The organism is Microbulbifer sp. ABF4_143, from assembly GCF_056160225.1.
Window position 1 is genome coordinate 67,291 of record NZ_JBSWWT010000015.1, and the last position, 22,401, is coordinate 89,691.

The window sequence follows — 22,401 nt, forward strand, 5'->3', positions numbered from 1 at the left end:
CGGCGGGGCCTGCTGCGGGAGCGACCATGGAAACCACCGGATTTCACACCCTCAACGACCTCTTCGCCCAACTGGGCCTCCCCTCCGAGGATGCGGCCATAGAGGAATTTCTCGAGCACCATCACCTGAGCGGCCAGCAGCACCTGTCCGAGGCGCCCTTCTGGTCACAGGGGCAGCGCGCCTTCCTGGAAGAGGCGATTCAGGACGACTCCGATTGGTGCGAGGCGGTGGACGAGCTGGATACGCTGTTGCGCCAATAGGTGGGGCCTGTTGAGCGCCAGTCACTGACCAGCGGCCACCAACCGCTATATAATGCGCCGCTTTCGACCGGCGGCGGATTGCAATACCCGATGGAAAAACCCCGATTCCGCGCGGCGCTGCTGCACCCGCGCTACTGGCCCACCTGGCTGCTGTTTGCTCTCTGGTTCCTTGTCGCACAGCTGCCCTATCGCTGGCAGCTGGCCCTGGGGCGCCTGCTCGGCCGCCTGATGCTGCGCCTGGCGCCGAGCCGCCGCACCATCGCCGAGCGCAATCTGGCGCTGTGCTTCCCGGAGCTGTCCGACGCCGAGCGCGCGCAACTGCTGCGGCGCAACTTCGACGCCAACGGTATAGCGCTGATGGAGACCGGCATGGCCTGGTTTCGCTCCAGCCGCTGGCTGCGCAAGCGGTTTGCGATTGAGGGGCTGGAACACCTGCGCGAGCCCCAGTCCCGCGGCCAGGGGGTGGTGCTGCTGGCCATGCACTTCACGACCCTGGAGATAGGCGCCGCCTTTATGGCCATGAGCCACCGCATCGACGGCATGTACCGCCCGCACAAGAACCCGGTCTACGACTATATGCAGCGCAAAGGCCGCGAGCGCCACGGCGAGGACTCGGAGGTCTACCAGCGCAAGGATGTGCGCGGCATGTTGCGCGCGCTGAAGAACGGGCGCGCGGTCTGGTATGCGCCGGACCAGGACTACGGCATCAAGCAGGGCGTCTTCGCGCCGCTGTTCGGGGTGCCGGCGGCGACGGTGACCGGCACCTCGCGCTTCGCCCGCGTCGGCCGCGCCCAGGTCGTTCCCTATACCGTCACGCGCCTCGAGGACGGCTCCGGCTATCGCGTCAAGGTCTACCCGCCGATCGAGGAGATTCCCTCCGGTGACGAACTGCAGGACGCGGTGCTGGTCAATCGGTTTGTCGAGGCGCGTATGCGCGAGAACCCGGCCCAATATATGTGGGTGCACCGCCGTTTCAAGACCCGGCCGGAAGGGGCGCCGAATGTCTACGAGGGTGTGCGCAAGAAGAAAAAGAAGCGCCGCAAGGTGGCCGGCTAATCGCCGCTGGCATAGAGCCGGCGCCCTCAGTAACATACCGGTTTCTTTTTCGGCTGCGGGTCGAGTGCAAAAGTAAGGAGTAAGGATGTTTACCGGCAGTATGGTGGCGCTGGCTACCCCAATGTATGCAGACGGCAGCCTGGACTGGGACAGCCTGCACAACCTGGTGGAGTGGCACATAGAGCAGGGCACCCGCGCCCTGGTCGCCGTGGGCACCACCGGTGAATCCGCCACTCTGGATGTCAACGAGCATATCGAGGTGATCCGTCGCGTCGTGGACCAGGTGGCCGGGCGCATTCCGGTCATCGCCGGCACCGGTGCCAATTCCACCTCCGAGGCGATTGAACTGACGGAAAACGCGGCCAAATGCGGCGCCGACGCCTGCCTGCTGGTCACCCCTTACTACAACAAGCCCACCCAGGAGGGCCTGTTCCAGCACTACCGCGCCATCGCCAAGGCCGTGTCCATACCGCAGATTCTCTACAATGTGCCCGGGCGCACCGCCGTGGACATGCTGCCGGACACGGTGCGGCGTCTGGCCGCGATCGGCAATATCGTCGGTATCAAGGAGGCCACCGGCGACCTGGAGCGCGCGCGCGAGCTGCTGGACACGCTGCCGGACGGCTTCGCGGTCTACTCCGGTGACGACGCCACCGCGATGGAGCTGATGCTGATGGGCGGCCACGGCGATATCAGTGTCACTGCCAATGTGGCCCCGGCGGCCGTGGCGCAGATGTGCGAGGCGGCGCTCGGCGGCGACGCCGAAACCGCCCGCGCCATCGACCAGCGCATCCGCATATTGCACCAAGTGCTGTTTGTGGAGTCCAACCCGATACCGGTGAAATGGGCGCTGCGGGAGATGGGGCGTATCGACGGCGGTATCCGCCTGCCGTTGACCGGCCTCTCCGCCGAGCACCACGCCACCGTGCGCGAGGCGCTGCGCAGCGCGGGCGTACTGTAGCAGCGGCCCGCGGCCGCGATCGGCGTTGCCGGCTTGCACCATAGCGAGAAGATGAATTTAGGATACGAATAATGACAAGATTGACCGCAGGAGCCGCCCTCTGTATTGCCAGTATCGCGCTGTCGGGCTGTGGCCTGTTCGGCAGCGAGGGCTATTTCCGCGACCGCGGCGACGACTACCAGCGCGCGGACAGCCTGCCGCCCCTGCAGATGCCCCCAGGCGTGACCGCCAAACACCAGGAGGAGCTGTACGAGATCCCGCAGATCGCCAGCAACGACTTTACTGAGGGTGAGTTCGAGGTGCCGCGCCCGCAGGCGCTGTCGGTCAATGTGGGCCTGGACAGGGTCAAGATCCAGAAGCTCGGCAACCGCCGCTGGGTATTGGTCAGCCAGCCGCCGGCGGAGGTGTGGCCGCAGCTGCACTACTTCCTGCGCAGCGCCGGGCTGCAACTGGAGATGTCCGACGCCAGCGCCGGCATTATGGAGACCACCTGGCTCAAGTTCGACAGCAGCCCCGAGACCAAGGACAAGTACCGCCTGCAGGTGGAGTCCGGCGTGCAGCCGGATACCACCGAGATCCACGTGCGCCACCTGTCGGTACCGGCGGATGCCCCGGTCGGCGGCAGCGTCAACTGGCCGGCCCAGTCCGTCAACCCGGAACGCGAGGGCTGGATGATCGACGAGATGTCCTCGGCGCTGGCCGCGGAGGCCAGCGGCGCGGCGGCCTCGCTGGTGGCCCAGGCCATCGGCGGCACCTCGGTCAAGGTGCAGCTGCAGGAGCCCGCCGGGCGCGAACCCTATATCTCCATGAACCTGGCCATGGACCGTGCCTGGGCCACGGTCGCCCACGCCCTCAACAGCGGCGCCTACCGCCTGCATCGGGAGGATGCCGATATCGGCATCTTCTACGTCACCTACGACGAGGAGCGCGAGCTCGCCGATGACGAAGAGGACGGCTGGTTCTCCTGGGGCGGCAAGGGTGAAGACAAGCTGGCTGCGGCCGCCGAAGCGGTGACCCTGCAGCAGGTTCTGGCCAATATCGACCCGAGCAGCGACGCGGAGCCGGCCCTGTTCAAGGATATCCGGGGGCTCGGCGGCGCGCCGGCGGCCGAATACCCAGGCTACCTGGTGGTGCTGCGCGGTGCCAACGAGCAGATCCAGGTGCGCATCCGCAATACCCGCGGTCAGCCGCTGTCCCGCGCCAAGGCCTCGCAGCTGCTGCAGGCAATTCGCCAGAATCTGATATAAGGGCCGCCCGGTGGCCCTTCGCTTCGCCTCTCTGGGGAGCGGCAGCAAAGGCAATGGCACACTGGTCGCCAGCGGCGACCACTGCCTGCTGGTGGACTGCGGCTTCAGCATCAGGGAAACCGAGCGGCGCATGGCGCGGCTCGACCTGTCTCCTGCGGACCTGTCCGCGATTCTGGTTACCCACGAGCACAGCGACCACCTGTCCGGCGTGGCGCCGCTGGCGCGCAAGTACCGCATACCCGTCTACCTGACACCGGGTACGCTGCGCGCGCGGGATATCGGCGTCCTGCCCGAGGTGCATCTGATCGAGGGGCACAGGCCGTTTGCGGTGGCGGATATCCAGATCACGCCGGTGGCGGTGCCCCACGACGCCCGCGAGGCGGCGCAGTTCGTGTTCCGCGCCAGAGGCCGCAGCCTCGGGCTGCTCACCGATCTGGGCACGGTCACCCCCCACGTCGAGACGCACTTCGGCGACTGCGACGCGCTGGTGTTGGAGGCCAACCACGACCCGCAGATGCTGGCCCAGGGGCCCTATCCGCCCTCCCTGAAGCGCCGCGTCGGCGGCGCCTACGGTCACCTGAGCAACCAGCAGGCGGCGGGCTTCCTGCACCGGGTCGGCTGCGACCAGCTGCAGCACCTGGTCGTGGCCCATATCAGCGAGAAGAACAACAGCGTCGAACTGGCCCGCGCGGCCCTGGCCGAAGCGGCGGAAAAGGTCGCCAACTGCATCTTTGCCTGCCAGCAGCAGGGCTTCGACTGGCTCGATATCGACAAGCGCGGCTGACAGCGCAGGGGCGGAACCGGGGAGGGGGAATTGGAGACTCTGCTGATCTATCTGGCCGTCGGCGCCGCCGCCGGCACCATCGCCGGTCTCTTCGGCGTCGGCGGCGGCCTGATCATAGTGCCGGCGCTGGTGCTGGTCTTCACCGCCCTCGGCATAGCGCCGGAGATACTCACCCATATGGCCGTGGCCACGTCGCTGGCCACCATCGTCGTGACCTCGATCAGCTCCATTCGCACCCACCATTTGAAGGGCGCGGTGGACTGGCCCGTGTTCCTGGCGATGGCGCCGGGCATACTGCTCGGCTCCTGGCTCGGCGGTGTGACCGCCCACTTACTGCCGGGCGCCTGGCTGCAGCTGCTGATCGGCGTCTTCGCGCTGTCGATCGCGGCCAAGATGTGGCTGGACGGCCGCCGCCACGCGCGGTTGCCGCAGAACGGTGAGCGGCTGCCGGTTGCGCCGCTGCTGGCGGCTGTCGGCGCCGGGATTGGCTGGGCCTCCGCCATCTTCGGTATCGGCGGCGGCTCCCTGACGGTGCCCTTCCTGTCCCGCTGCCGGGTGCAGATGCAGCGCGCCGTGGCCACCTCCGCCGCCTGCGGATTGCCCATCGCCATCGCCGGCGCGATCAGTTTCGCCGTGCAGGGCTGGGGAGACACTCGGCTGCCGGCCTGGAGCAGCGGCTATATCTACTGGCCCGCGTTTTTCGGCATAGTGCTGGCCAGCACCCCCTTCGCCCGCTTCGGCGCCAACCTGGCCCACCGGCTGTCGCCGCAGCTGCTGAAGAACTGCTTCGCCGGCCTGCTGTGTGTGATAGGGCTGCGCTTTATCTGGTTGAATGCGGGCTTGCTGTTCGGCTGAGCGGGTTCGCCCAAATGCCATTGCCGTTTGTCACCGGCGAGGTGGGGGCCGTGGATGGCCCAAATGAAAAAGGCCGCTGCGCAAGCAGCGGCCTTTCTGTTTCGGGGCAGATCCGCCAGATCAGCGGATTCCGCACATGCCTTTCTTCAGCAGCGGCGAGATGACGATCATCAGCGCGCCGACGCCGAGACCCCACCACATCAGGTACTCGTACAGACTGGTGTAGGTAGCCAGGGTCGAGGCCAGGTCGGTGGCGCCGTCCTGGGGCACCGCGGCCATCTTGCCGATACGGGTGGCCACCGTCTCGGACAGGGCGGTGGCCAGGAACCAGGTGCCCATGCTGACGCTGACCACCTTGCCGATGGACAGCTTGGTCACCGCGGACAGGCCGACCGGAGACAGGCACAGCTCGCCGGTGGTGTGCAGCAGGTAGGCCAGTACCAGCCAGATCATCGCCACCTTGCCCGCTTCGGTCGGGAAGGCCGCGCCCAGCACCAGGGCGCCGAAGCCCAGGCCTGCCTGAATGATGCCGAGGCCGAACTTGACCGGCGTGCTGGGTTCCCAGCCGCGCTTGCCGAGCCATACCCACAGGGCCGCAAACGGAATCGCCAGCAGCATGATAAAGCCGGCGTTCAGGGAGCCGAACATGGAGGCGCGAATCTCGCCGTCGCCGATGGAGCGGTCCAGTACCCGGTCCGCGTACAGGGTCATGGATCCGGCGGACTGCTCGAACAGCGCCCAGAAGACGATGGTGGAGGTGATCAGCACCATCAGCACCACGGTGCGGGAGAACTCCTCGCTGTAGTGGCGCGCGAAGCCGTAGCCGATAAAGGCCACCAGGCCCAGCAGCATACCGCCGAGCCACACGTCCGCATCGGTGAAGGCCCAGATCAGACCCAGTGCCGCTGTCACCGCGGCCATACCGATGGCGAGCATATCCTTGCCCTTGCTGTCCTGGTGCAGCATCGAGTACAGGATCAGTCCGACGATCGCGACGATCAGCAGGCTGTTCTGTGCCAGGTGCACCACCGGCTCGCTCTGCACCAGGAACCAGACCAGCGCCAGGGACGCGATACCGCCCAGGTATACGGCCCACTCCTTGTTGATCGGGCCCAGGGCTTTTTCTTTCAGCACTTCCGGGCGGCTCGGCTCGGCCAGACCGTCCAGATACTTCTGACCCCACAGGAAGGTGACGAGTCCTAGCAGCATACCGACACCGGCCAGACCGAAGCCGTAGCCCCAGCCGTAGGTCTCGCCCAGCCAGCCGCACAGCAGGGTGGCGACGAAGGAGCCGATATTGATACCCATATAGAAGATGGTGAAACCGGCGTCGCGGCGCGGGTCATTCTTGGCGTAGAGCTGGCCGACGATGGTGGAGATATTCGGTTTCAGGAAGCCGACACCGACGGTGATCAGCGCCAGGGCCATAAAGAACACCTTCAGCGCCACCACATCCTGAATCACCACGTCGTTGGTCAGGGTGGTGCCGGCGGCGATCACGGTACCGTCGTTCAGCGTGATGGCTTCGCTCAGTACTGTGCCGGCGGCGTAGGTGACCGCCTGGTGCCCTTCAAAGGCCATTAACAGGTGACCCAGGCACAGCAGTATGCCGCCGAAGACCACCGCCTTGCGCATGCCCAGGTAGCGGTCCGCCAGCAGGCCGCCGATCAGCGGCAGCGCGTAGACCAGGCCGGCGTAGGCGCCGAGCACGTCGTAGCCGGCGCTATCGGTGAACAGGTGGTATTTGGTGAGATAGAGCAGGAGCAGATACTTCATGCCGTAGAAGGAGAAGCGCTCCCAGAGCTCTGTGGCAAAGCAGATATAGAGCCCTTTGGGGTGGCCGAGCAACTCGCCCGAACCGGCAGTAGTGGTCGCCGTAGTGGCGTCCGCGACATTAGAAGACATAGAAGTTCCTCTGTCTGTAATAGTTATTGGGGAACCTCGGTCAGCCGGCGTCTCGGCGGGGGATGGCGGTGCTCCCGTCTGCGGTTTGCACCTCTGTAGGCCTTGCGGCCGCCATCTGTGAGAGAGTTGCAGACTGTGCCAGAGCTTCCAAATCAAACCCGCGAAGTGTAACAGCTGTGTGTTTGGCAGGCGAATGGTTGCAGATGTAACCGGGCAATTTAACGTATCGCTATTCCCAGCGGCGGCGATTAGTGGTAAATGCTGTAGTGAGAGCGATAAACAGGGGAATATAAAGATGAAGACCCCGCTTCTTCTGGTCACACTACTGTTTCTGGCCGCCTGTGCCGCCAGCCCACCCAGTGAAAACAGCGCCATTGATACCGGTTCGGCCCTGAGCGGAGCCGCGATTCTCGGCCGCCCGGTGGATATCGCCATGCTGCCGGAGGACGACCTGCTGGCGCTGACACCGGAAATGCGCGCCTATCTGGCCAGGGTGGCGCCGAATGAGTCTCCGCAGCGGAGGCTCGCGGCCCTGATCCGCGCCTTCGAACGGCGCGAATTCACGGTCACCTACGACGAGCACAGCACCCTGACCGCGGCCGAGACCTACCACGAGCAGCGCGGCAACTGCATGGCCTTCACCCTGATGATGGTGGCCATGGCGCGCGAGCTGGGGGCCGACGCCTATTTCAACCAGGTGGATGTGCCGCCGGTGTGGGGCCACGACGAGGCGCAGACCTTCGTCGTCTACCGCCATATCAATATGGTCTCGGAAAGTGCGCGCGGGCGTCGCGTGGTGGACTTCAACCTGGCCGCTTACGATCCGATCTACGACCAGCGCAAGCTGTCCGATACCGCCGCCTTTGCGCAGTACTACAGCAACCGCGGTGTGGAGCTGATGCAGCAGGACCAGCGCGAACAGGCGTTCCTGTACCTGCGCAAGGCGCTGGAGCTGCGCCCGCAGGAGAGCGCCCTGTGGTCAAACCTGGGTGCCCTCTACAGCCGCTTCGGCCACCGCCATGAGGCGGAGCAGAGTTACCGCCAGGCGCTGCAGCTGGATCGCGGCAACCTGGTCGCGATCAGCAATCTCGAGCGCCTCTACCGCGCCAGCGGCCGCGAGGAACTGGCCGAGCACTACGCCCAGCGCGCGCGCTTCCACCGCGAGCGCAACCCCTACTATCTCTTCTACCAGGCCCGCAACGCCTACGAACAGGGTGAATACGAACGGGCCAGAAAGCAGTTGCGCCGGGCCCTGTGGCAGTACGAGGACGACCACCGTTTCCATTTCCTGATGGGGTTGACCAACTACCGGCTCGGAGAAGTGGAGGATTCCAAGGAGAGTTTCAGGGAGGCCTTCTCTCTGGCGAATAACCCGGCCACGGTGAACTCCTATACTCGCAAACTGAATTATTTAAGGCTCGAGGCCCAGTCACAATAAATATCGCCCGCAGTAGCCTCTTTACAAAATAAGGGAGCCCTGCAGGCATACCAAACAATGAATTTCTGATGTGGGAGTCTGCCCGCAGACGATACCCAAAAACAAAGAAGGGGCGCCGAGGCGCCCCTTTATTTTTTGACTTCCGAAGTCGTTACTTAGAACTGGTAGCTGACACCAGCCCAGGCGTAACGGCCCATGAAGTCGTAAGTGCCGTTCCAGTCGGAACCAGAGGTGGTTGCCGGCTCGCGATCGGTCACATTGTCGATGCCCGCAGTCAGGCGCGTCGCGTCGTTCACATCCCAGCCCGCACGCAGGTTCAGGTAGGTGTGTGAAGGCATACGCAGGTAGGGGCTGTGGCCGTCGCTCAGGTGCTGGACTTCGGCGCCCAGGTCCCAGTTGCTGCCGTACCAGGTGGCGCTGGCCAGGCCGCGCCACTTGACGTAGGCTTCGCTGTTGGTACCGATGTAGTCCAGCTTGTCGGTGGTCTGGCCGGTCTGGGCGTTGAACTCCTCGTACTCGAGCAGGCGGGTAGCCTGGGCGCGTACGGCCAGCTGGCCGGCGTCGTAGTGGAAGTTCTGCACCACATCGATGTCCACACCCTTGGTGTTGATTTCACCGATGTTCATCAGTGCACCTTCCAGGGCGATGATCTGGCCAGCGCCATTGTTGTTGCGCACTACGCGCTCACAGGCGGAGGCGATACCGGCGCGGTAGCAGTCATCCAGGATGCGCTGCAGGTCCGGAGAGGTGATCGCGTCTTCCACCTGGATGTCGAAGTAGTCCAGGGTGATGGACAGGTCTTCGGCGAAGGACGGAGTCCAGACCACACCTGCGGTGAAGGTGGTGGCCTCTTCCGGCTGCAGATCCGGGTTGCCGCCGATGTTGGTCGGAACCTGGCTGCCGGACTGGACGATTTCCGCCTTACAGTGGGCGCCAACGCCGTCCTCGTTGACGGTGCCGTTGTCACACGGGTCGATCAGGTACTCGTAGCTCTGTGCGACACCGCTGAACAGCTCGTAGATGCCCGGTGCGCGGAAGGCGGTGGACAGGCTGGTGCGGAAGCGCAGGTCTTCGGTCGGTGCGTAGACCAGGCCGATCTTGCCGGTGCTCTGGCCGCCGAAGGTGTCGAAGTCGGAGTAGCGCAGTGCGATATCCGCAGACAGTTCTTCCGCGTACTTGGCGCCGGCCAGGATCGGCAGGTTGAATTCCGCAAATACCTCGGTTACGGAGTACTCGCCGGCGGTGGCATCCTGCTTGTTGCCGAAGGTGTCACCGCTCTGGGTTTCCTGGCTCGGATTGAACTCGCCGGACTCCTCACGGTACTCGATACCGGTCGCGAAGCCGAGGGCACCGCCCTGGAACTGGATGGCTTCGATGTCGCCGGTCAGGCTGGCGCCGAAGTTAACCAGTTCGTACTCGTTGTCTTCCTTGTCGTCGTAGCGGATGTAGTCGATCACGTCCGCGCCGATGCCGCCCAGGAACTGCGGGTTGGCGATCGGGGAGGTGCCGTCCAGCACTTCCTGCAGCAGGCGCTTGTTGTAGGAGTTGCTGATGCTGTTCTCGCCTTCGTTCTTGCCGTAGCTCAGGAAGGTATCCCAGCCCCAGCCGTTGGCCAGGTCGCCGCGCAGACCGCCGATAATACGGTAGGTGTCGGTGGTCTGCTCGTAGTCGCGGGTGCCGCCGTCAACCGGGCGCAGGCGCACGTCAAAGGCTTCCGCGTCGTCCCAGGTTTTGCCGTGAGTCGCCTTGGGCTTCTTCGGCTCCAGGCCTTCCGGGCTGCCCTGAGCTACCCACTCGGCGTGGGCGGCGTTGTAGGCGGCCAGTTCGATCTGGTAAGCGTCTTCGGCTTTCTGCCAGGCTTCCTGCAGCTGCTGCTGTACTTCAGCCGGCATGTGATCCGGAGTCAGCGCCAGGCCGTTGCCGGCGTACATCGGCTGTGCGGCCAGCTGCTGGTTGGTGGTCTTGGTGGTGTAGCTGGCTTCACCATAGGCTTCCACCGAATCGGTGATGGAGTAGGTGCCGTTCAGGGTGAGCGCGGTGCGCTCCATAGCGCCGGACAGCCACATATGCTGGCCGATATCGTACGGCGTATAGCCGGAGGTCAGGGACTTGCCGTCTTGGCCAACGGTAAAGCTACCGTAGTTGGTAAAGATATTGCCGTTCGGGCCCATGGAGCTGGTCAGGCCGGCCCACTCGCGGTCGTTGTAAGTGATTTCGTCGCGCTGTGCGTGGCTGATATTGCCGATAAAGCTGCCGCGCTCACCTTCGCCGCCGAAGGTGATGGAGAACTCGCCATTCTCGCCGCCGCCATCTTCAGTAGAGCCGGCGCGGGCGCTGACGCGTACGCCTTCTACAGACTTCTTCATCACGATGTTGATCACACCGGCAACGGCATCGGAGCCGTATACCGCGGAAGCGCCGTCAGTCAGCACTTCGATACGGTCGATCATATCAACCGGGATATTGTTCATATCCACTGCGGAGCCCACGCCGGAGCTGGAGGATACGAAGCGACGACCGTTTACCAGCACCAGGGTGCGTGCGGAGCCCAGGTTGCGCAGGTCCACAAATGACAGACCAGCGCCGCCATTGTTGTCGTTGGCGTTGATGCCGGTGGTACCCATGGACGGCAGCTGGTTCAGCAGCTCGTCGATGGTGCCGACGCCGGAGCGCGAGATAGCCTCGGAATCAACGATGGTGATAGGGCCAGTAGTAGACAGCGGGTCGCGGGCAATGCGGGAACCGGTAACAACTACCTCTTCAACTTCCGGCCCGGGCACTGCGTCTTGGGCGAATACGCCGGTGCTGGCGATAGTGCCAAGAGCCGCAATAGCAACGCTCAGTTTGGTCTTGATCATAATGCATCCTTTTTGTACTTAGGGTACTTATAATGCGTTTGTTAGCTTGTAGCATTTAATGCGCGGGCTGACTTTAATGCATTGAATACAATTATGGAACTATCGTGACATTGAGGGATCTTTTTACGCCCCTTGGGGGTGGTTGTATTTTGATCTATCCGTTTTTTTTGTGATCATCGAAAAGCATCCACATCCGCTCTCCTCAAGAAATTTGTGACATTTTTTGCTGAAAGATCTGATATTTGAGTAAGAGTCTGCCGAATGTAAAGGCGCTCAGGCGATCGAAATTTCGATCAAATAATGATCTATTTGGGCGGCTTCCGGGGTGGAGGGGGGGAGAACAGGGGTGTTTAAAATTCAATCAGCACCCCTTCGGGCTGAAGGGGTGCTGTGAGCGATAAATATTAGGCGAGACTTTGTTTCATTCCGTCGAGAAACAGTTGTACGGCCAGCATCACCAGCACCATCCCCATCAACCGCTCCACCGCGATCAACCCGCGGTTTCCGAGCAGCCGTGCCAGCGGCGCAGATGCCAGCAGAATCACAGCCGAAACACCCCAGGCGCCAAGCAGCGCCAGGGTCCAATCCAGTAGCTGCTCACCTTCGCTGTTGGTCATCAGCATCAGAATGGCCATGGTAGAAGGACCCGCCACTAGCGGTACCGCCAGCGGCACAAAGAAGGGTTCCCCCTCCAGGCGCTCCCCCATAATTCCCCCCTCGGTCGGAAAAACCATACGCAGCGCGATCAGAAACAGGATGATCGCCCCGGCGATACGGATCGCCTCCTGGGAAAGCCCCAGCCACGCGAGCACGAAGCGCCCGCCATAGAGGAATACCAGCAGAACGATCAGGGCGAAGATCAGTTCGCGTGTGATGACGTAGAGTTGGCGGCGCTGGGGGACGTTTTTCAGCGCGGCTAGGAAGACTGGGATGTTGCCCAGGGGGTCCATGACGAAGAGGAGGGTTAGAAACGCAGTTAGTGTATCCATTTAGTGTCCGTGATAGGGCGAAGTTGTTGTTGATGTGTGGTTGCGTAAATGTTCGGATTCTAGCCGTAGATTCTAGCCGTAAAGGTGTCGCGGGAAAGCCTGTTGCATCTTGTGTGCGCCAAGGAATGGATATGGGCGCTAAATTTGGCCACATTTCGCGCAATAAAGGCATATTTCTCTTTATAATGCGGTGATGGATAAAAGGCGTAACCCTGACACCAAAGCCTGTTCAGACTGGCGTGCGTACTGGAAAGGTGCTAGAGCCGGTGATGCGTTCCGATCCGGAGGAACCGATCACCCCGCAGTGTGCGCATTCTGGCACGACTATTTCAAATTAGTCGCCTCGAACGACTCCTACCTCGAAATCCTGGATATTGCAAGTGGCAGCGGAGCGGTGCTTAGCCAGGCTGCTGATATTATCCCGGAGCAAAATGTTGGGCTGGCAAGTATCGATATCTCTTTTGAGGCCGTGCAAGGTGTGGTGGACCGATTACCGGTAGTGCGTGGCATCGTCGCTGACGCTGTAGCCTTGCCGTTGACTGAGAATTGCATCGATATCGGTGTCAGTCAGTTTGGTATCGAATACGCGGGCGTCGAAGCGATCGCTGCGCTGCTTCAAGCCATTAAACCTGGAGGTCAAGTTGCACTATTGATGCACTATAAGGCAGGTGCTATCTATGAGGAGTGTGCCAACAGCCTTGCTGCCATTCGCGAAGTGCAGAGGATCGGCTTTGTCGAGGATGCAATAGCGATGTTTGAGTGCGCATTTGAAGTGCTCGCAGGTGGACCCAGAGGCGAGTACGAGAGAGCTTCCCAAAAGCTGGTTCCCGGGTTTCGCGCAATGGAGCAAGTTATGCGGCAGCATGGAAAGCGAGTGGCTGGCGATATTGTCCGCAGACTTTGTCTTGACGTGAATGATATTCATACCCATTTGCCAAATTATGATAAAAGAGAGGTCGTCGGCTGGTTACAAAGAACCATTAGTGAGTTGGAGAGTTATGCTGGAAGAATGGCATCGATGTGTGATGCATCAATTGATGAGGTTGATTTTCACAGTGTTGTCGAACTGGCTAGGAGTCAAGATTTTTTCGTAGAAATCGCTGAGCCGCTTAAAGCCGAAGATTTGCGGTTGCCGCTTGCCTGGGCAATGGTGGCAAAAAAGGGTGGTAGATAAGTTCCTCCGTGCGGCGGGTTAGATGTTCGGATCTTGTCACTGGATGGCACCTGCTATGCGCGGTAAGATGTGCTTTCCTGCCTTTAAGGCAGGATGAAGGGTCGCAATAAGAACTACGGGTATTGATATGAAATCGAATATGTTTTTGTTTGCTGCGCTCAGTTTTGGTCTCCTGGCAGGCTGCACTTCCGGCACTGGGGGTGATCAGGTCGCGGAAACGTCATCAGCAGGGCGGAATAGAGAGGTTGCCAGCAACCTGGTGCAAGACGGCGGAGAGCGTAAGATTTGCAAGGTGCGCGCTATTACCGGCTCTCGCTTCAAGCAAAAGACCTGTATGACTGCAGAAGAGTGGGAAAATATGCGAGTTGAAACCCAAAAGATGCTTGATAAGGGTACTCGGAGTAAGCCAACGAACATTGATTAATGATTCGAAGTGGCATCTATAGCTTTTTTGTATCGAGGCTAAGCGCCACTTCTTTTGTGTTCCGCAAGGTTTTTTAGCACTGTTTTGTAGTGGCTATCCTGGATATGATGACACATGATGTGTCGCGACATATTGCTCTGCTTCGAGCCGTTTTTGAGGTCGAAGTTTATGTATGCGGTTCATTGGCGGCATTGTTGATGTGAGCCCCCCATTTCTGGAGTCTAGCCATTTAGATGGCTGTCCTGAAGACTGTCAGTATTTCTATCGTTTAGACCTATGACCTTCTCCCCTGAGTTTCTAACCCGTCTTCGGGAGGCGAGAGCTCTTGTTGTCAAGAGCCGCTTCTCCGAAGCTGAACGACTCTATCGCGATCTCTTATCCGCTGAGGAGGGACAGGATGGCGTGCTGCGGGAGCTGTTTCAGTTGTATATGCAGTGGGGCAGGCGGGCTGAAGCGCTTTCCTGTCTCGAGCAGCTCGCCAAAATCGTTGCCGAGCGGCCAGAATACTGGCTGCGTGTGGCTGAGTTGGCACAGTCAGTTGGCGACCTAGAAAAAGCTATCTGCGCATACCGTGAGTATCTAAAAGTCGTTCCCGATCGCCCAAATATTATTTTTAATTTCGCCTATTTGTTGAGGCGGGCTGGCTACCTTGAGGATGCCTTGGAGAGGTATCGTGAAGCCTTGGGGAAAAATATTTCAGATCGGGAAGAGGTTTACACCAATATGGGGGTTATTTACTCTGAATTGCGCAGAGAGGCAGAAGCCAGAAAAAGCTTCGAAAAAGCACTTGATGTCAATGAAAAATATTTTCCTGCGATGATTAATCTCGCTGGATTGCTCGAGGAGTTGGGCGATAGAGATTCTGCAGCTGATTATTATAGGAAAATTTTAGAACTCGATGATGGGTGTTCTCTGGCACTCTGCCGCTTGGCGTATTTGCAGAGGGCGGAAGACGAGAAGGATCCGCGGATAAAGCGAATATTTTCTCTGATCGCTAGAGGAGGCCTGCCGGTTGGCGATCTGGAGGAGCTATATTTTGCGCTTGGTAAGCTTCTGGATGATTGTGGCAGTTATGATCAGGCTTTTTCAAACTTTGAGGTTGCCAATAAGTTAGGTGCGCAGCGGTTTAACCCATATAACCGCGAGCGCCATACTAAATTAATTGACGGCTTAGTCGAATTTTTCTCTCAAGATTGGTTTTCCGACAGGCGCAGTGAGCTCTCCGATGCGCCGGTATTTATCTGCGGTATGTTTCGTTCGGGATCGACACTGGTGGAGCAAATTCTGAGTGGTCACCCAGAAATTACCGCCGGAGGTGAGCTGGACTTCTTTCCCAGTGTGGTTCACGCATTGAAAGGTGGATATCCGGAGGATATTGCACAAAAAGAGCCGCAATATTTTGAGGACCTCGGAAGAGGTTATCTAAGTTATCTGAATAAACGATTTCCATCTGCAATATTGGTTACAGATAAGCGGCCAGACAATTTTCTACACATTGGTTTGATCAAGAGCGCCCTGCCGAAATCCCGGATAATTTGGACTAGGCGGAACCTCCTGGATAACTGTTTATCGGTCTATTTTCAGCAGCTGGGTGGTGGCATGAGCTATTCGGTGAGTCTGGATAATATCGGTCACTACTATTCCGAGCAGGTGCGAATTATGATGCACTGGAAGACGCTGTTCCCGGATAGTATTTTCGAAGTCAACTACGAAAATTTGGTTGGGAAACCGGAAAAAGAAGTTCGGCGCTTATTGGATTTTCTGGGCCTGTCGTGGGATGCAGCTTGCCTTGATTTCAGTGGGCGCAAGAACTACGTCAAAACCGCAAGTATCTGGCAAGTGCGTGAATCAATTCACCAGAAGTCGATAGGCAGGTATAAGCACTATAGATCTCACTTGAAGACTTTGGATAAGTATTTGCCTGATTAAACACTATCCTCTCAAAATTTAGGCGCAAAAAAGGCGCGGTGGGAAACCACCGCGCCTTTTCTGTAAGGCTTGCTAATTCAGGAGAATTAGAAGTTTACAGTAGCACCCAGGAATGCGTAACGGCCCAGAGCATCGTAGATGCCCGGGAAGGTGTTGCCGTTACCGAAGATGCCAGCGCCGGCGTCGGCAGTCAGAGGCGGCTCTTCGTCCATTACGTTATTGATACCACTGCGGATAGTGATGTTGTCGGAAGCAGCCCACGATGCAGCCAGATCGAAGTAGTTTACTGCATCGAAGTCTGCGCCGTTGGCACCGAGGTCGGTCACCTCACCGATATGGCGCCAGCCGCCAGTAACGTCAACATTCCACGGGGTGGCCCAGGTGGCGCGAACGGTGCTTACGAATTCCGGAGTCGGAGTGCCGCAAGAGCCGTTCCATACACCCACGCAGTCCTCAACCGGCTGACCAACGAATTCCTGCTGATCCCACTTGGTGAGATAAGTAGCAATCCAGTTCATGTCAATGGAGCCGTAAGCACCGACGTCAAAGCTGTAGTTGGTGTTGATATCTACACCCTCGGTTTCGAAGAAGCCGATGTTGACGTCAGTAGCGCTGATTGCTGCAGAGCCAATCCACAGGTTGCCGTTGCCGCCGCGGTTGATTGCGTCACAGAAGAGGGCATCGCCAGTTTCCGCACATTTGCGCAGAATGGTTTCCGGCTGAATGCCTGCAATGGCTTCAGTTACCTCGATGTTGAAGTAGTCGGCGCTAACAGTTAGGCCTTCGACGAAGGACGGAGAGTAAACGAAACCGAAAGATAAGGTCTCAGACTCTTCCGGAGCGAGGTCCGGGTTGCCGCCACCGATGAAGTTGTACTGGCCGGCCGGAGAATCAATGTTACCGCCATAGTTGGCCGCAGAGATGCCAGTTCTGGCGCACTCTTCCTGGCTGTACTCGGGACCTATCACGTTGCCATCGGCATCGGTGCGGGAGCCGCAGGGGTCGATAGTCATGTCGAACAGGCCGATGGTCTGAGCGCGGAACAGTTCACGGATGTTGGCGTGACGAACGGCAGACTGGAAGCTGGCGCGCAGCTTCAGGTCAGCGGTCGGCTGCCAGTCAGCGGCCACCTTGTAGGTGTTTGTCTGCTCATCGGTGGAGTAGTCGGAGTAGCGATATGCCAATTCCAGGCCCAGGTATTCCATGCCCGGCTTGCTATTTACCAGAGGCACGCTCATTTCGCCAAAGACTTCCTTCACGCTCAGAGAGCCGTCTACACCCAGAGTCGGGCCGCCCTGGCCAGCACCTTCACCGTTCTCAAAGCCGGAATCCGGAGAGTAGTTCAGCGATTCGCGGCGGCTTTCCAGGCCCATGACAACCGCAATACCGCTATCGGCGGTCGGCATTTTCAAGCCGTAATCGGTCAGATCGCCAGTCACGTATCCGGAGATAATTTCCTGATCGGTGGTGCCGCGGGCGTACAACGGCAGTACCAGGTAATCGATCGCTTCCTGGGTCACGCCGCCTTCCTGGAAGATGTTCCAGGGCACACAGTTCGGATCAGAGCCGTCTAGTACAGACTGACACACCGGCTTGCCATATGTTTCTGCATTTACGGGATCGCCGTTAGGTTTCAGACGATCGTCAGTGCGGACATCGAGGGCGCGACGGATGCGGGTTACGGACATGTCGTTCAGGTAGGTCTGCTCCAGGCTAACTTCGGAGTACTGACCGTATACGTCGTAAGACCAGTTCTCGTTGATGTCGCCGCGAACACCGAACACACCGCGGAAGGTGGTATGGCGCATATCGTCTTGGCGCGGACCACCTTCTACGTTACGGCGGCCGATATAGATGGCACCGGGCGAGGTGGTTACATTGCCGTCGTCATCGGTATTGGTAACTACCAAGTCGCTGATGAAGTCGTTTTCGGTCAGGCCGTAAACACCACAGATGGCGTCGAATTGCTCATCAGACAGGAAGGGGTTGCCGCAGTATAGGTCGTTGGTCACAAAGAAAGCGCCGGATGGAGCGATCTGAGCAACGGTGCGGTCGTCGGCGTACATTACCTGGGTGTAAGCTTCGGCGTGCTCGTTGATCTCGTAGTGACCGAAGGCGCCCATGGTCCAGCGCTCGTCCGGACGCTGGAAGTAGTTCAGCGGGCCGTAGTTGTACAGGCGGTTGAACGGGGTGAAACCGTCACCGTCGACGCTGTAGTCGAAGCCTTCAGTGGTATCACCTTTGTTCAGGCCGAAGTCAGTAAAACGGCCCCAGGGTACTGTAGAGGAGCCACCACAGTCGAAGTTGTCGGGGCCTCCACGCAGGGCACAACCGCTGTAGTCACGATCGGCCTGCAAGACCGCATCGATCTTGCGATAGTTGGCGTAGGCGGTGACGTTGCCGCGGCCGTTATCTAAGTTGGCACCCATGATAAGTGAGAAATCATTGGTCTCGCCATCTGTCACGCTGCCATCAGCCACATCGAAGCCGTTGGAGGTAACCAGGTCTTGCATCTTGCTGTTGTCGTTGTTGTGCTGGTAGACGCTGGTCTGGGTCTCGAAGCGGACACCCTCAAAGTCGTCCATCATAATGAAGTTCACAACACCGGCGATAGCGTCGGAACCGTAGGTGGCGGAGGAGCCGCCGGTCAGTACTTCAACACGTTCAACCAGGGCGCCCGGGATTTGGTTCAGGTCGGCGCCGGAGCCACCTGCCAGTGGAGAACCAGCCGGCATACGGCGACCGTCGATCAGTACCAGTGTGCGCTGTGAACCCAAGCCGCGCAGGGATACTGTCGCAGTACCTGTAGAGCCGTTGGCCTGGCCGGCGGTCTGGGTAGCGGCGACTTGTGGAAGGTCGTTGATCAGATCTTCAACACGTACAACGCCGGTAGCCTTGAAGTCTTCGGCGCTTACAGAGGTAACCGGGCTTACGCTTACATCATTGGCGCGCTCGATACGCGAACCGGTTACAACAACCTCTTCGACCATTTCCGCATCTTGAGCCAGGGCGGGTATGGCTGGAACCATAATCGCAGCCGCGGTCAGGCCCAGAGCGCCCTTAACAGCTACAGACAGGAGGTTCTTTTTCATTGTAAATCCTCTCTTGATCGTTGGATTTATAGTCTTTTGCCTTGAATGGCGATTGATGGAAATGGCTACCCCCAAGCGGCCACTTCCCTCCCAACACAGGTAATGACGACCGGGCACAGAAGTCCCTCAAAAAAATCGCAACTTTTTTTCCATTACTTCGTAATGTCAGGACTGGGAGGTCGAATTGGCTGAAAAATGATCTGGGGAGGTGGGGAAGCCCCGCCCTGGGCGGGCGGGGCGGGGGGCTTAGAAGGAGAAGGTGATACTGCCGTAGAAGAAGCGGCCCACGGTGTCGTAGTTCAGCGGCAGGGTGTTCATGTCATCGTAATTGGTGACATAGGGGGGCTGCTGGTTCCAGACGTTGCGGATGCCGCCGGAGATCTTTATGTCTTCCCAGCAGAAGTAGCTGGCGCGGATGTCCTGGTACCAGGTGGCGTCCACCTGGGTGGCCAGGTCGGTAGGCTGGGGGTCTATGTCGCTGACTTCGCCTTCGACCCGTACCGTGGTGCCTATGCTCCAGTACTCCAGTTCGTAGTCGCCGCTCAGGTAGAACTTCCAGCGCGGGAAGGCGGCAGTGCGGGTGGTGACCGGGTCTGTGCCGAACTTGCCGGCGAGATCGATTTCCGGGTCGAACGCGCTGGCCTGGAACTTGTAGTCGCGCAGATAGGTGGCGAGTCCCTGGAAGGTCACCGTGCCCGGGCCCACGTCCATGCTGTAGTTGGCCCCCAGATCGGCCCCGGATGTCTCGAAGGTCGAGATGTTCTGGGTGATCAGGGCCTGGCCGGCGATGGTGCCGTTGGCGGCGCGGCGCGGGCCATCGGTGCCCGGGAACTGGCCCACCGCTTCCGGGCCGAGCAGCAGGTCGCAGGTCGGATCCGAGAAGTTGGGGCTGCGGTAGCAGTTGTTCACTATCTGGTTTGTGGTGAAGGTGCCGATGGCGTCTTCCACCTGGATGTCGAAGTAGTCCAGCGTGAAGCTGAGGTCCTCGACGAAGGTCGGGGTCCACACGATGCCCAGGGTCCAGCTCTCGGAGGTCTCCTTGTCCAGGTCCGGGTTGCCCGCGAAGAAGCCGGTGGCCTGCGGCGAGGCGAGGTTTTCGTTGTTGGGGTCCACGCCGTCGGCGGTACAGTTGGCCTGGACGACCGGGTCTGTGCCGGGGGCGTCGAACTCGAAGCAGGGGTCCGAGTAGGTTTCCGCAGACAGCACCGGCGGGCTGAACAGATCGTCGATGCCCGGGGCGCGGAAGCCCTCGGAATAGGTGCCGCGGAAGCGCAACTGCTCCAGGGGGGCGTACTCGATCACCGCGCCGAAGGTGGTGTCGTCGCCGATGGTGTTGTAGTCGGAGTAGCGGGCGGAAACCTCGAACGCCAGCAGGTCGACCCAGGGTTCTCCCTCCATGATGGGGGCGCGTACCTCGAAGTAGACCTCGTCCACGTCGTAGCTGCCACCCCAGTCGGTGCCCTGTACGAAGTAGATCTGTCCAATCTGTGCCGCGCCGTCAGCGGTGACCTCGACGGTTTCGGAGCGGTGCTCGTAGCCCGCGGCCCACTGCCAGGGTTCGCTGGTGAGGGAGAAGTCGCAGAAGTCGCCGGTCAGGTTGGCCTGGAAGCTGCGCAGTGTCTCCTTCTCCACCGGTGAGTTGGTCACCAGCGCGTAGTCCTGCATCTCCTGGGTCAAGCTGTCGCGGATAAAGGGGTTGAACAGTCCGGGGCAGTCGGGATCGTCCGCGCAGGGGGTGGATACCGGCTCGCCGGTAGAGGGATCGATGGACCCGAGCAGAGTATCGAAGCGCGGTTGGTTGGCGCGGCCGCGATCGATCTGGGTGTCCACCCAGCGGGCATAGGTGTAGGAGATGTCCCACAGCCACTCGTTGGCCAGCTCTCCGTTAAAGCCGATGACCCCGCGCCAAGTGCTGAGATCCTGGGTGAAGGAGCGGCCGCCGGTTTCGAACAGGCGTCGCGCGACGAAGACGTCTTCGTCGATGGGGTTGCCCGGGTGGTCGGCCGGTACCAGTGGGATCCAGAAGGTGCCCTCGGCGGCCAGCAGCTGATCGGACTGGCGGTTGACGTACAGCAGCTCGCTGAAGGCATTGACGGTGGTCCAGTCCTCGAAGTTCCACAGCTCGTACTCGCCGTAGCCGTAAATGGAGAACACTTCCTGGGGGGTGACCAGGTAACTGAACTCGGCGAAGTTGAATGCATCCCTGGCTGCGTCAAACGCGCGCACCTGCCCGGTTTCTGGGTCGACGATCAGACTGTCTTCCCCAGTGCGGGCAGTAAACGGGCTGCCCTCTACGGTAAAGAAGTGAGCGGGGTAGGTGGTGCCGCTGCCGCCGCACAGGACCTGGTCGCCGGATTCGAACAGCGGGCATTCGGAGAATTTGCGGTCGCCCTGGAAGATGTCGTCGCGGCGGCTGTACTCCCAGTTCAGCATTACGTGACCTTTTTCACCCTCGGCGCCGAAGGTCATTGAGGCCAGCCACTCTTCGCCGTCGCTCTCATCGGTGATACCGTAGTCGGCGCGCAGCTCCGCGCCTTCGAAGTCCTTCTTGGTGATGATGTTGACCACGCCGGCGATGGCGTCAGAACCGTAAATGGACGAGGCGCCGCTTTTCAGGATTTCCACCCGTTCGATGATCGAGACGGGAATGGTGTTGAGGTCCACGGTGCCGGTCAGCGGGCCGGCGGATACTACGCGGCGGCCGTTCAGCAGCACCAGGGTGCGCGACGAGCCGAGGCCGCGCAGGGAGACCGTGGCCAAGCCGGGGTTGCCGTTGTTGACGGAGGAACCCAACTGGCCGCCGGTCATGGCCGGGAGTTCCTGCAGGAAGTCTTCCAGTGTGGTGTTGCCGGAATTCTCCAGCGCCGCGGCATCGAATACGCTGACGGGGACGGCGCTGGTGGCGTCTGTAGTGCGCTGGATACGCGTACCAGTGATGACGACTTCTTCCAGCTCCTGAGCAAACGACAAGGTGGCAAAACTGGTGGAAACGGCCGCGGCTGCAATTGCGCCCTTAATTGCCCGGGATAGGCGGGATCTGTCCATGGTATACCTCTCCTGATACCGATTCTTGACGCCAAATACGGCGGTGCCCTCCCTGACAACTGCAAACTTCTATCAACAGAGGCTTGCTAAAACACTAGAACATTTTTTCGCCGGTCAATGGCCTTGGCGAACAATCGGGCGTCTATTGGTACGTTCGTGCATTCCAGTTCGTTTGGATAACGGCGACAGTGAGGTGTGATGCGGTGCCGGGTTGGCGCGGGAATCGCGGGGAAAGTAACCGCGAGCGAACATTCGAGTGTCGCACTCGGGAACCTGTGAGTAATTCCCTAGGGAACCTCTGATTAAGTCCGTAATGTCTCTGCGGGGCCTGAAGGCTGCAGATGTTAGGCGCAGCTCGCCGCGAATGGCCCAGCCCTTTGCAAG

The 22,401-nt window shown here is 60.0% G+C and carries 15 protein-coding genes; 10 read left to right on the forward strand and 5 right to left on the reverse strand.

The annotated features are described in order from the left end of the window. The first annotated feature begins 26 nt into the window (after positions 1 to 26). The 6 genes from ACXAF3_RS12945 to ACXAF3_RS12970 all read left to right on the forward strand — a co-directional run bounded on the left by ACXAF3_RS12945 (position 27) and on the right by ACXAF3_RS12970 (position 5,163). Positions 27 to 260, forward strand: coding sequence for a DUF2789 domain-containing protein (locus tag ACXAF3_RS12945; RefSeq protein ID WP_475112727.1), 234 nt, complete (start codon positions 27 to 29; stop codon positions 258 to 260). 90 nt (positions 261 to 350) lie between these two features. Continuing rightward, positions 351 to 1,316 (forward strand): LpxL/LpxP family Kdo(2)-lipid IV(A) lauroyl/palmitoleoyl acyltransferase, encoded by a 966-nt coding sequence (gene lpxL / locus ACXAF3_RS12950; RefSeq protein ID WP_475112728.1) that lies wholly within the window; start codon positions 351 to 353, stop codon positions 1,314 to 1,316. Positions 1,317 to 1,401: 85 nt separating this feature from the next. After that, positions 1,402 to 2,277, forward strand: coding sequence for a 4-hydroxy-tetrahydrodipicolinate synthase (dapA, locus tag ACXAF3_RS12955; RefSeq protein WP_475112729.1), 876 nt, complete (start codon positions 1,402 to 1,404; stop codon positions 2,275 to 2,277). A gap of 71 nt (positions 2,278 to 2,348) precedes the next feature. Beyond that, positions 2,349 to 3,524 carry an outer membrane protein assembly factor BamC gene (bamC, locus tag ACXAF3_RS12960; protein ID WP_475112730.1) on the forward strand — a complete coding sequence of 392 codons (1,176 nt, stop codon included), beginning with the start codon at positions 2,349 to 2,351 and terminating at the stop codon, positions 3,522 to 3,524. Positions 3,525 to 3,534: 10 nt separating this feature from the next. Next, positions 3,535 to 4,308 (forward strand): MBL fold metallo-hydrolase, encoded by a 774-nt coding sequence (locus ACXAF3_RS12965; RefSeq protein ID WP_475112731.1) that lies wholly within the window; start codon positions 3,535 to 3,537, stop codon positions 4,306 to 4,308. A gap of 30 nt (positions 4,309 to 4,338) precedes the next feature. After that, positions 4,339 to 5,163, forward strand: a complete 825-nt coding sequence (locus ACXAF3_RS12970) for a sulfite exporter TauE/SafE family protein (RefSeq protein WP_475112732.1) — start codon at positions 4,339 to 4,341, stop codon at positions 5,161 to 5,163. 120 nt (positions 5,164 to 5,283) lie between these two features. On the opposite strand, the gene ACXAF3_RS12975 is transcribed toward ACXAF3_RS12970, so the two are convergent. Further along, the gene (locus ACXAF3_RS12975; RefSeq protein ID WP_475112733.1) at positions 5,284 to 7,068 is read right to left on the reverse strand and encodes a peptide MFS transporter; all 1,785 of its coding nucleotides are present in this window, start codon (positions 7,066 to 7,068) and stop codon (positions 5,284 to 5,286) included. A 295-nt stretch (positions 7,069 to 7,363) separates the two neighbouring features. On the opposite strand from ACXAF3_RS12975, the gene ACXAF3_RS12980 reads away from it, so the two are divergent. Next, a complete protein-coding gene (locus ACXAF3_RS12980; RefSeq protein WP_475112734.1) occupies positions 7,364 to 8,506 on the forward strand; it encodes a tetratricopeptide repeat protein in 1,143 nt (380 codons plus the stop codon). 155 nt (positions 8,507 to 8,661) lie between these two features. Here ACXAF3_RS12980 and ACXAF3_RS12985 read toward each other — a convergent pair whose 3' ends face one another. Both ACXAF3_RS12985 and ACXAF3_RS12990 read right to left on the reverse strand, forming a co-directional pair. Continuing rightward, positions 8,662 to 11,364 (reverse strand): TonB-dependent receptor plug domain-containing protein, encoded by a 2,703-nt coding sequence (locus ACXAF3_RS12985; protein WP_475112735.1) that lies wholly within the window; start codon positions 11,362 to 11,364, stop codon positions 8,662 to 8,664. Positions 11,365 to 11,768: 404 nt separating this feature from the next. Further along, positions 11,769 to 12,353: a MarC family protein gene (locus tag ACXAF3_RS12990; RefSeq protein ID WP_475112736.1), complete on the reverse strand. Its 585-nt coding sequence runs from the start codon at positions 12,351 to 12,353 to the stop codon at positions 11,769 to 11,771. Positions 12,354 to 12,546: 193 nt separating this feature from the next. Here ACXAF3_RS12990 and ACXAF3_RS12995 point away from each other — a divergent pair, with 193 nt between their 5' ends. The 3 genes from ACXAF3_RS12995 (at position 12,547) to ACXAF3_RS13005 (ending at position 15,880) form a co-directional block, all read left to right on the forward strand. Then, positions 12,547 to 13,527 carry a class I SAM-dependent methyltransferase gene (locus tag ACXAF3_RS12995; RefSeq protein WP_475112737.1) on the forward strand — a complete coding sequence of 327 codons (981 nt, stop codon included), beginning with the start codon at positions 12,547 to 12,549 and terminating at the stop codon, positions 13,525 to 13,527. 127 nt (positions 13,528 to 13,654) lie between these two features. Continuing rightward, a complete protein-coding gene (locus tag ACXAF3_RS13000; RefSeq protein ID WP_475112738.1) occupies positions 13,655 to 13,951 on the forward strand; it encodes a hypothetical protein in 297 nt (98 codons plus the stop codon). A 276-nt stretch (positions 13,952 to 14,227) separates the two neighbouring features. Beyond that, positions 14,228 to 15,880 (forward strand): tetratricopeptide repeat-containing sulfotransferase family protein, encoded by a 1,653-nt coding sequence (locus tag ACXAF3_RS13005; protein WP_475112739.1) that lies wholly within the window; start codon positions 14,228 to 14,230, stop codon positions 15,878 to 15,880. Positions 15,881 to 15,966: 86 nt separating this feature from the next. Here ACXAF3_RS13005 and ACXAF3_RS13010 read toward each other — a convergent pair whose 3' ends face one another. After that, on the reverse strand, positions 15,967 to 18,972 hold the full coding sequence (locus tag ACXAF3_RS13010; protein ID WP_475112740.1) for a TonB-dependent receptor domain-containing protein: 3,006 nt from the start codon (positions 18,970 to 18,972) through the stop codon (positions 15,967 to 15,969). A 246-nt stretch (positions 18,973 to 19,218) separates the two neighbouring features. Further along, positions 19,219 to 22,017, reverse strand: coding sequence for a TonB-dependent receptor plug domain-containing protein (locus tag ACXAF3_RS13015; protein ID WP_475112741.1), 2,799 nt, complete (start codon positions 22,015 to 22,017; stop codon positions 19,219 to 19,221). Between the last annotated feature and the right edge of the window lie 384 nt (positions 22,018 to 22,401).

Bases quoted from the DNA above. Each gene is read 5' to 3' on its own strand.
- ACXAF3_RS12975 (WP_475112733.1), bottom strand. From the start codon at position 7,068: ATGTCTTCTAATGTCGCGGACGCCACTACGGCGACCACTACTGCCGGT.
- bamC (WP_475112730.1), top strand. From the start codon at position 2,349: ATGACAAGATTGACCGCAGGAGCCGCCCTCTGTATTGCCAGTATCGCG.
- ACXAF3_RS12985 (WP_475112735.1), bottom strand. From the start codon at position 11,364: ATGATCAAGACCAAACTGAGCGTTGCTATTGCGGCTCTTGGCACTATC.
- lpxL (WP_475112728.1), top strand. From the start codon at position 351: ATGGAAAAACCCCGATTCCGCGCGGCGCTGCTGCACCCGCGCTACTGG.
- ACXAF3_RS12990 (WP_475112736.1), bottom strand. From the start codon at position 12,353: ATGGATACACTAACTGCGTTTCTAACCCTCCTCTTCGTCATGGACCCC.
- dapA (WP_475112729.1), top strand. From the start codon at position 1,402: ATGTTTACCGGCAGTATGGTGGCGCTGGCTACCCCAATGTATGCAGAC.
- ACXAF3_RS13015 (WP_475112741.1), bottom strand. From the start codon at position 22,017: ATGGACAGATCCCGCCTATCCCGGGCAATTAAGGGCGCAATTGCAGCC.
- ACXAF3_RS12945 (WP_475112727.1), top strand. From the start codon at position 27: ATGGAAACCACCGGATTTCACACCCTCAACGACCTCTTCGCCCAACTG.
- ACXAF3_RS12995 (WP_475112737.1), top strand. From the start codon at position 12,547: ATGGATAAAAGGCGTAACCCTGACACCAAAGCCTGTTCAGACTGGCGT.
- ACXAF3_RS13000 (WP_475112738.1), top strand. From the start codon at position 13,655: ATGAAATCGAATATGTTTTTGTTTGCTGCGCTCAGTTTTGGTCTCCTG.
- ACXAF3_RS12980 (WP_475112734.1), top strand. From the start codon at position 7,364: ATGAAGACCCCGCTTCTTCTGGTCACACTACTGTTTCTGGCCGCCTGT.
- ACXAF3_RS13010 (WP_475112740.1), bottom strand. From the start codon at position 18,972: ATGAAAAAGAACCTCCTGTCTGTAGCTGTTAAGGGCGCTCTGGGCCTG.
- ACXAF3_RS13005 (WP_475112739.1), top strand. From the start codon at position 14,228: ATGACCTTCTCCCCTGAGTTTCTAACCCGTCTTCGGGAGGCGAGAGCT.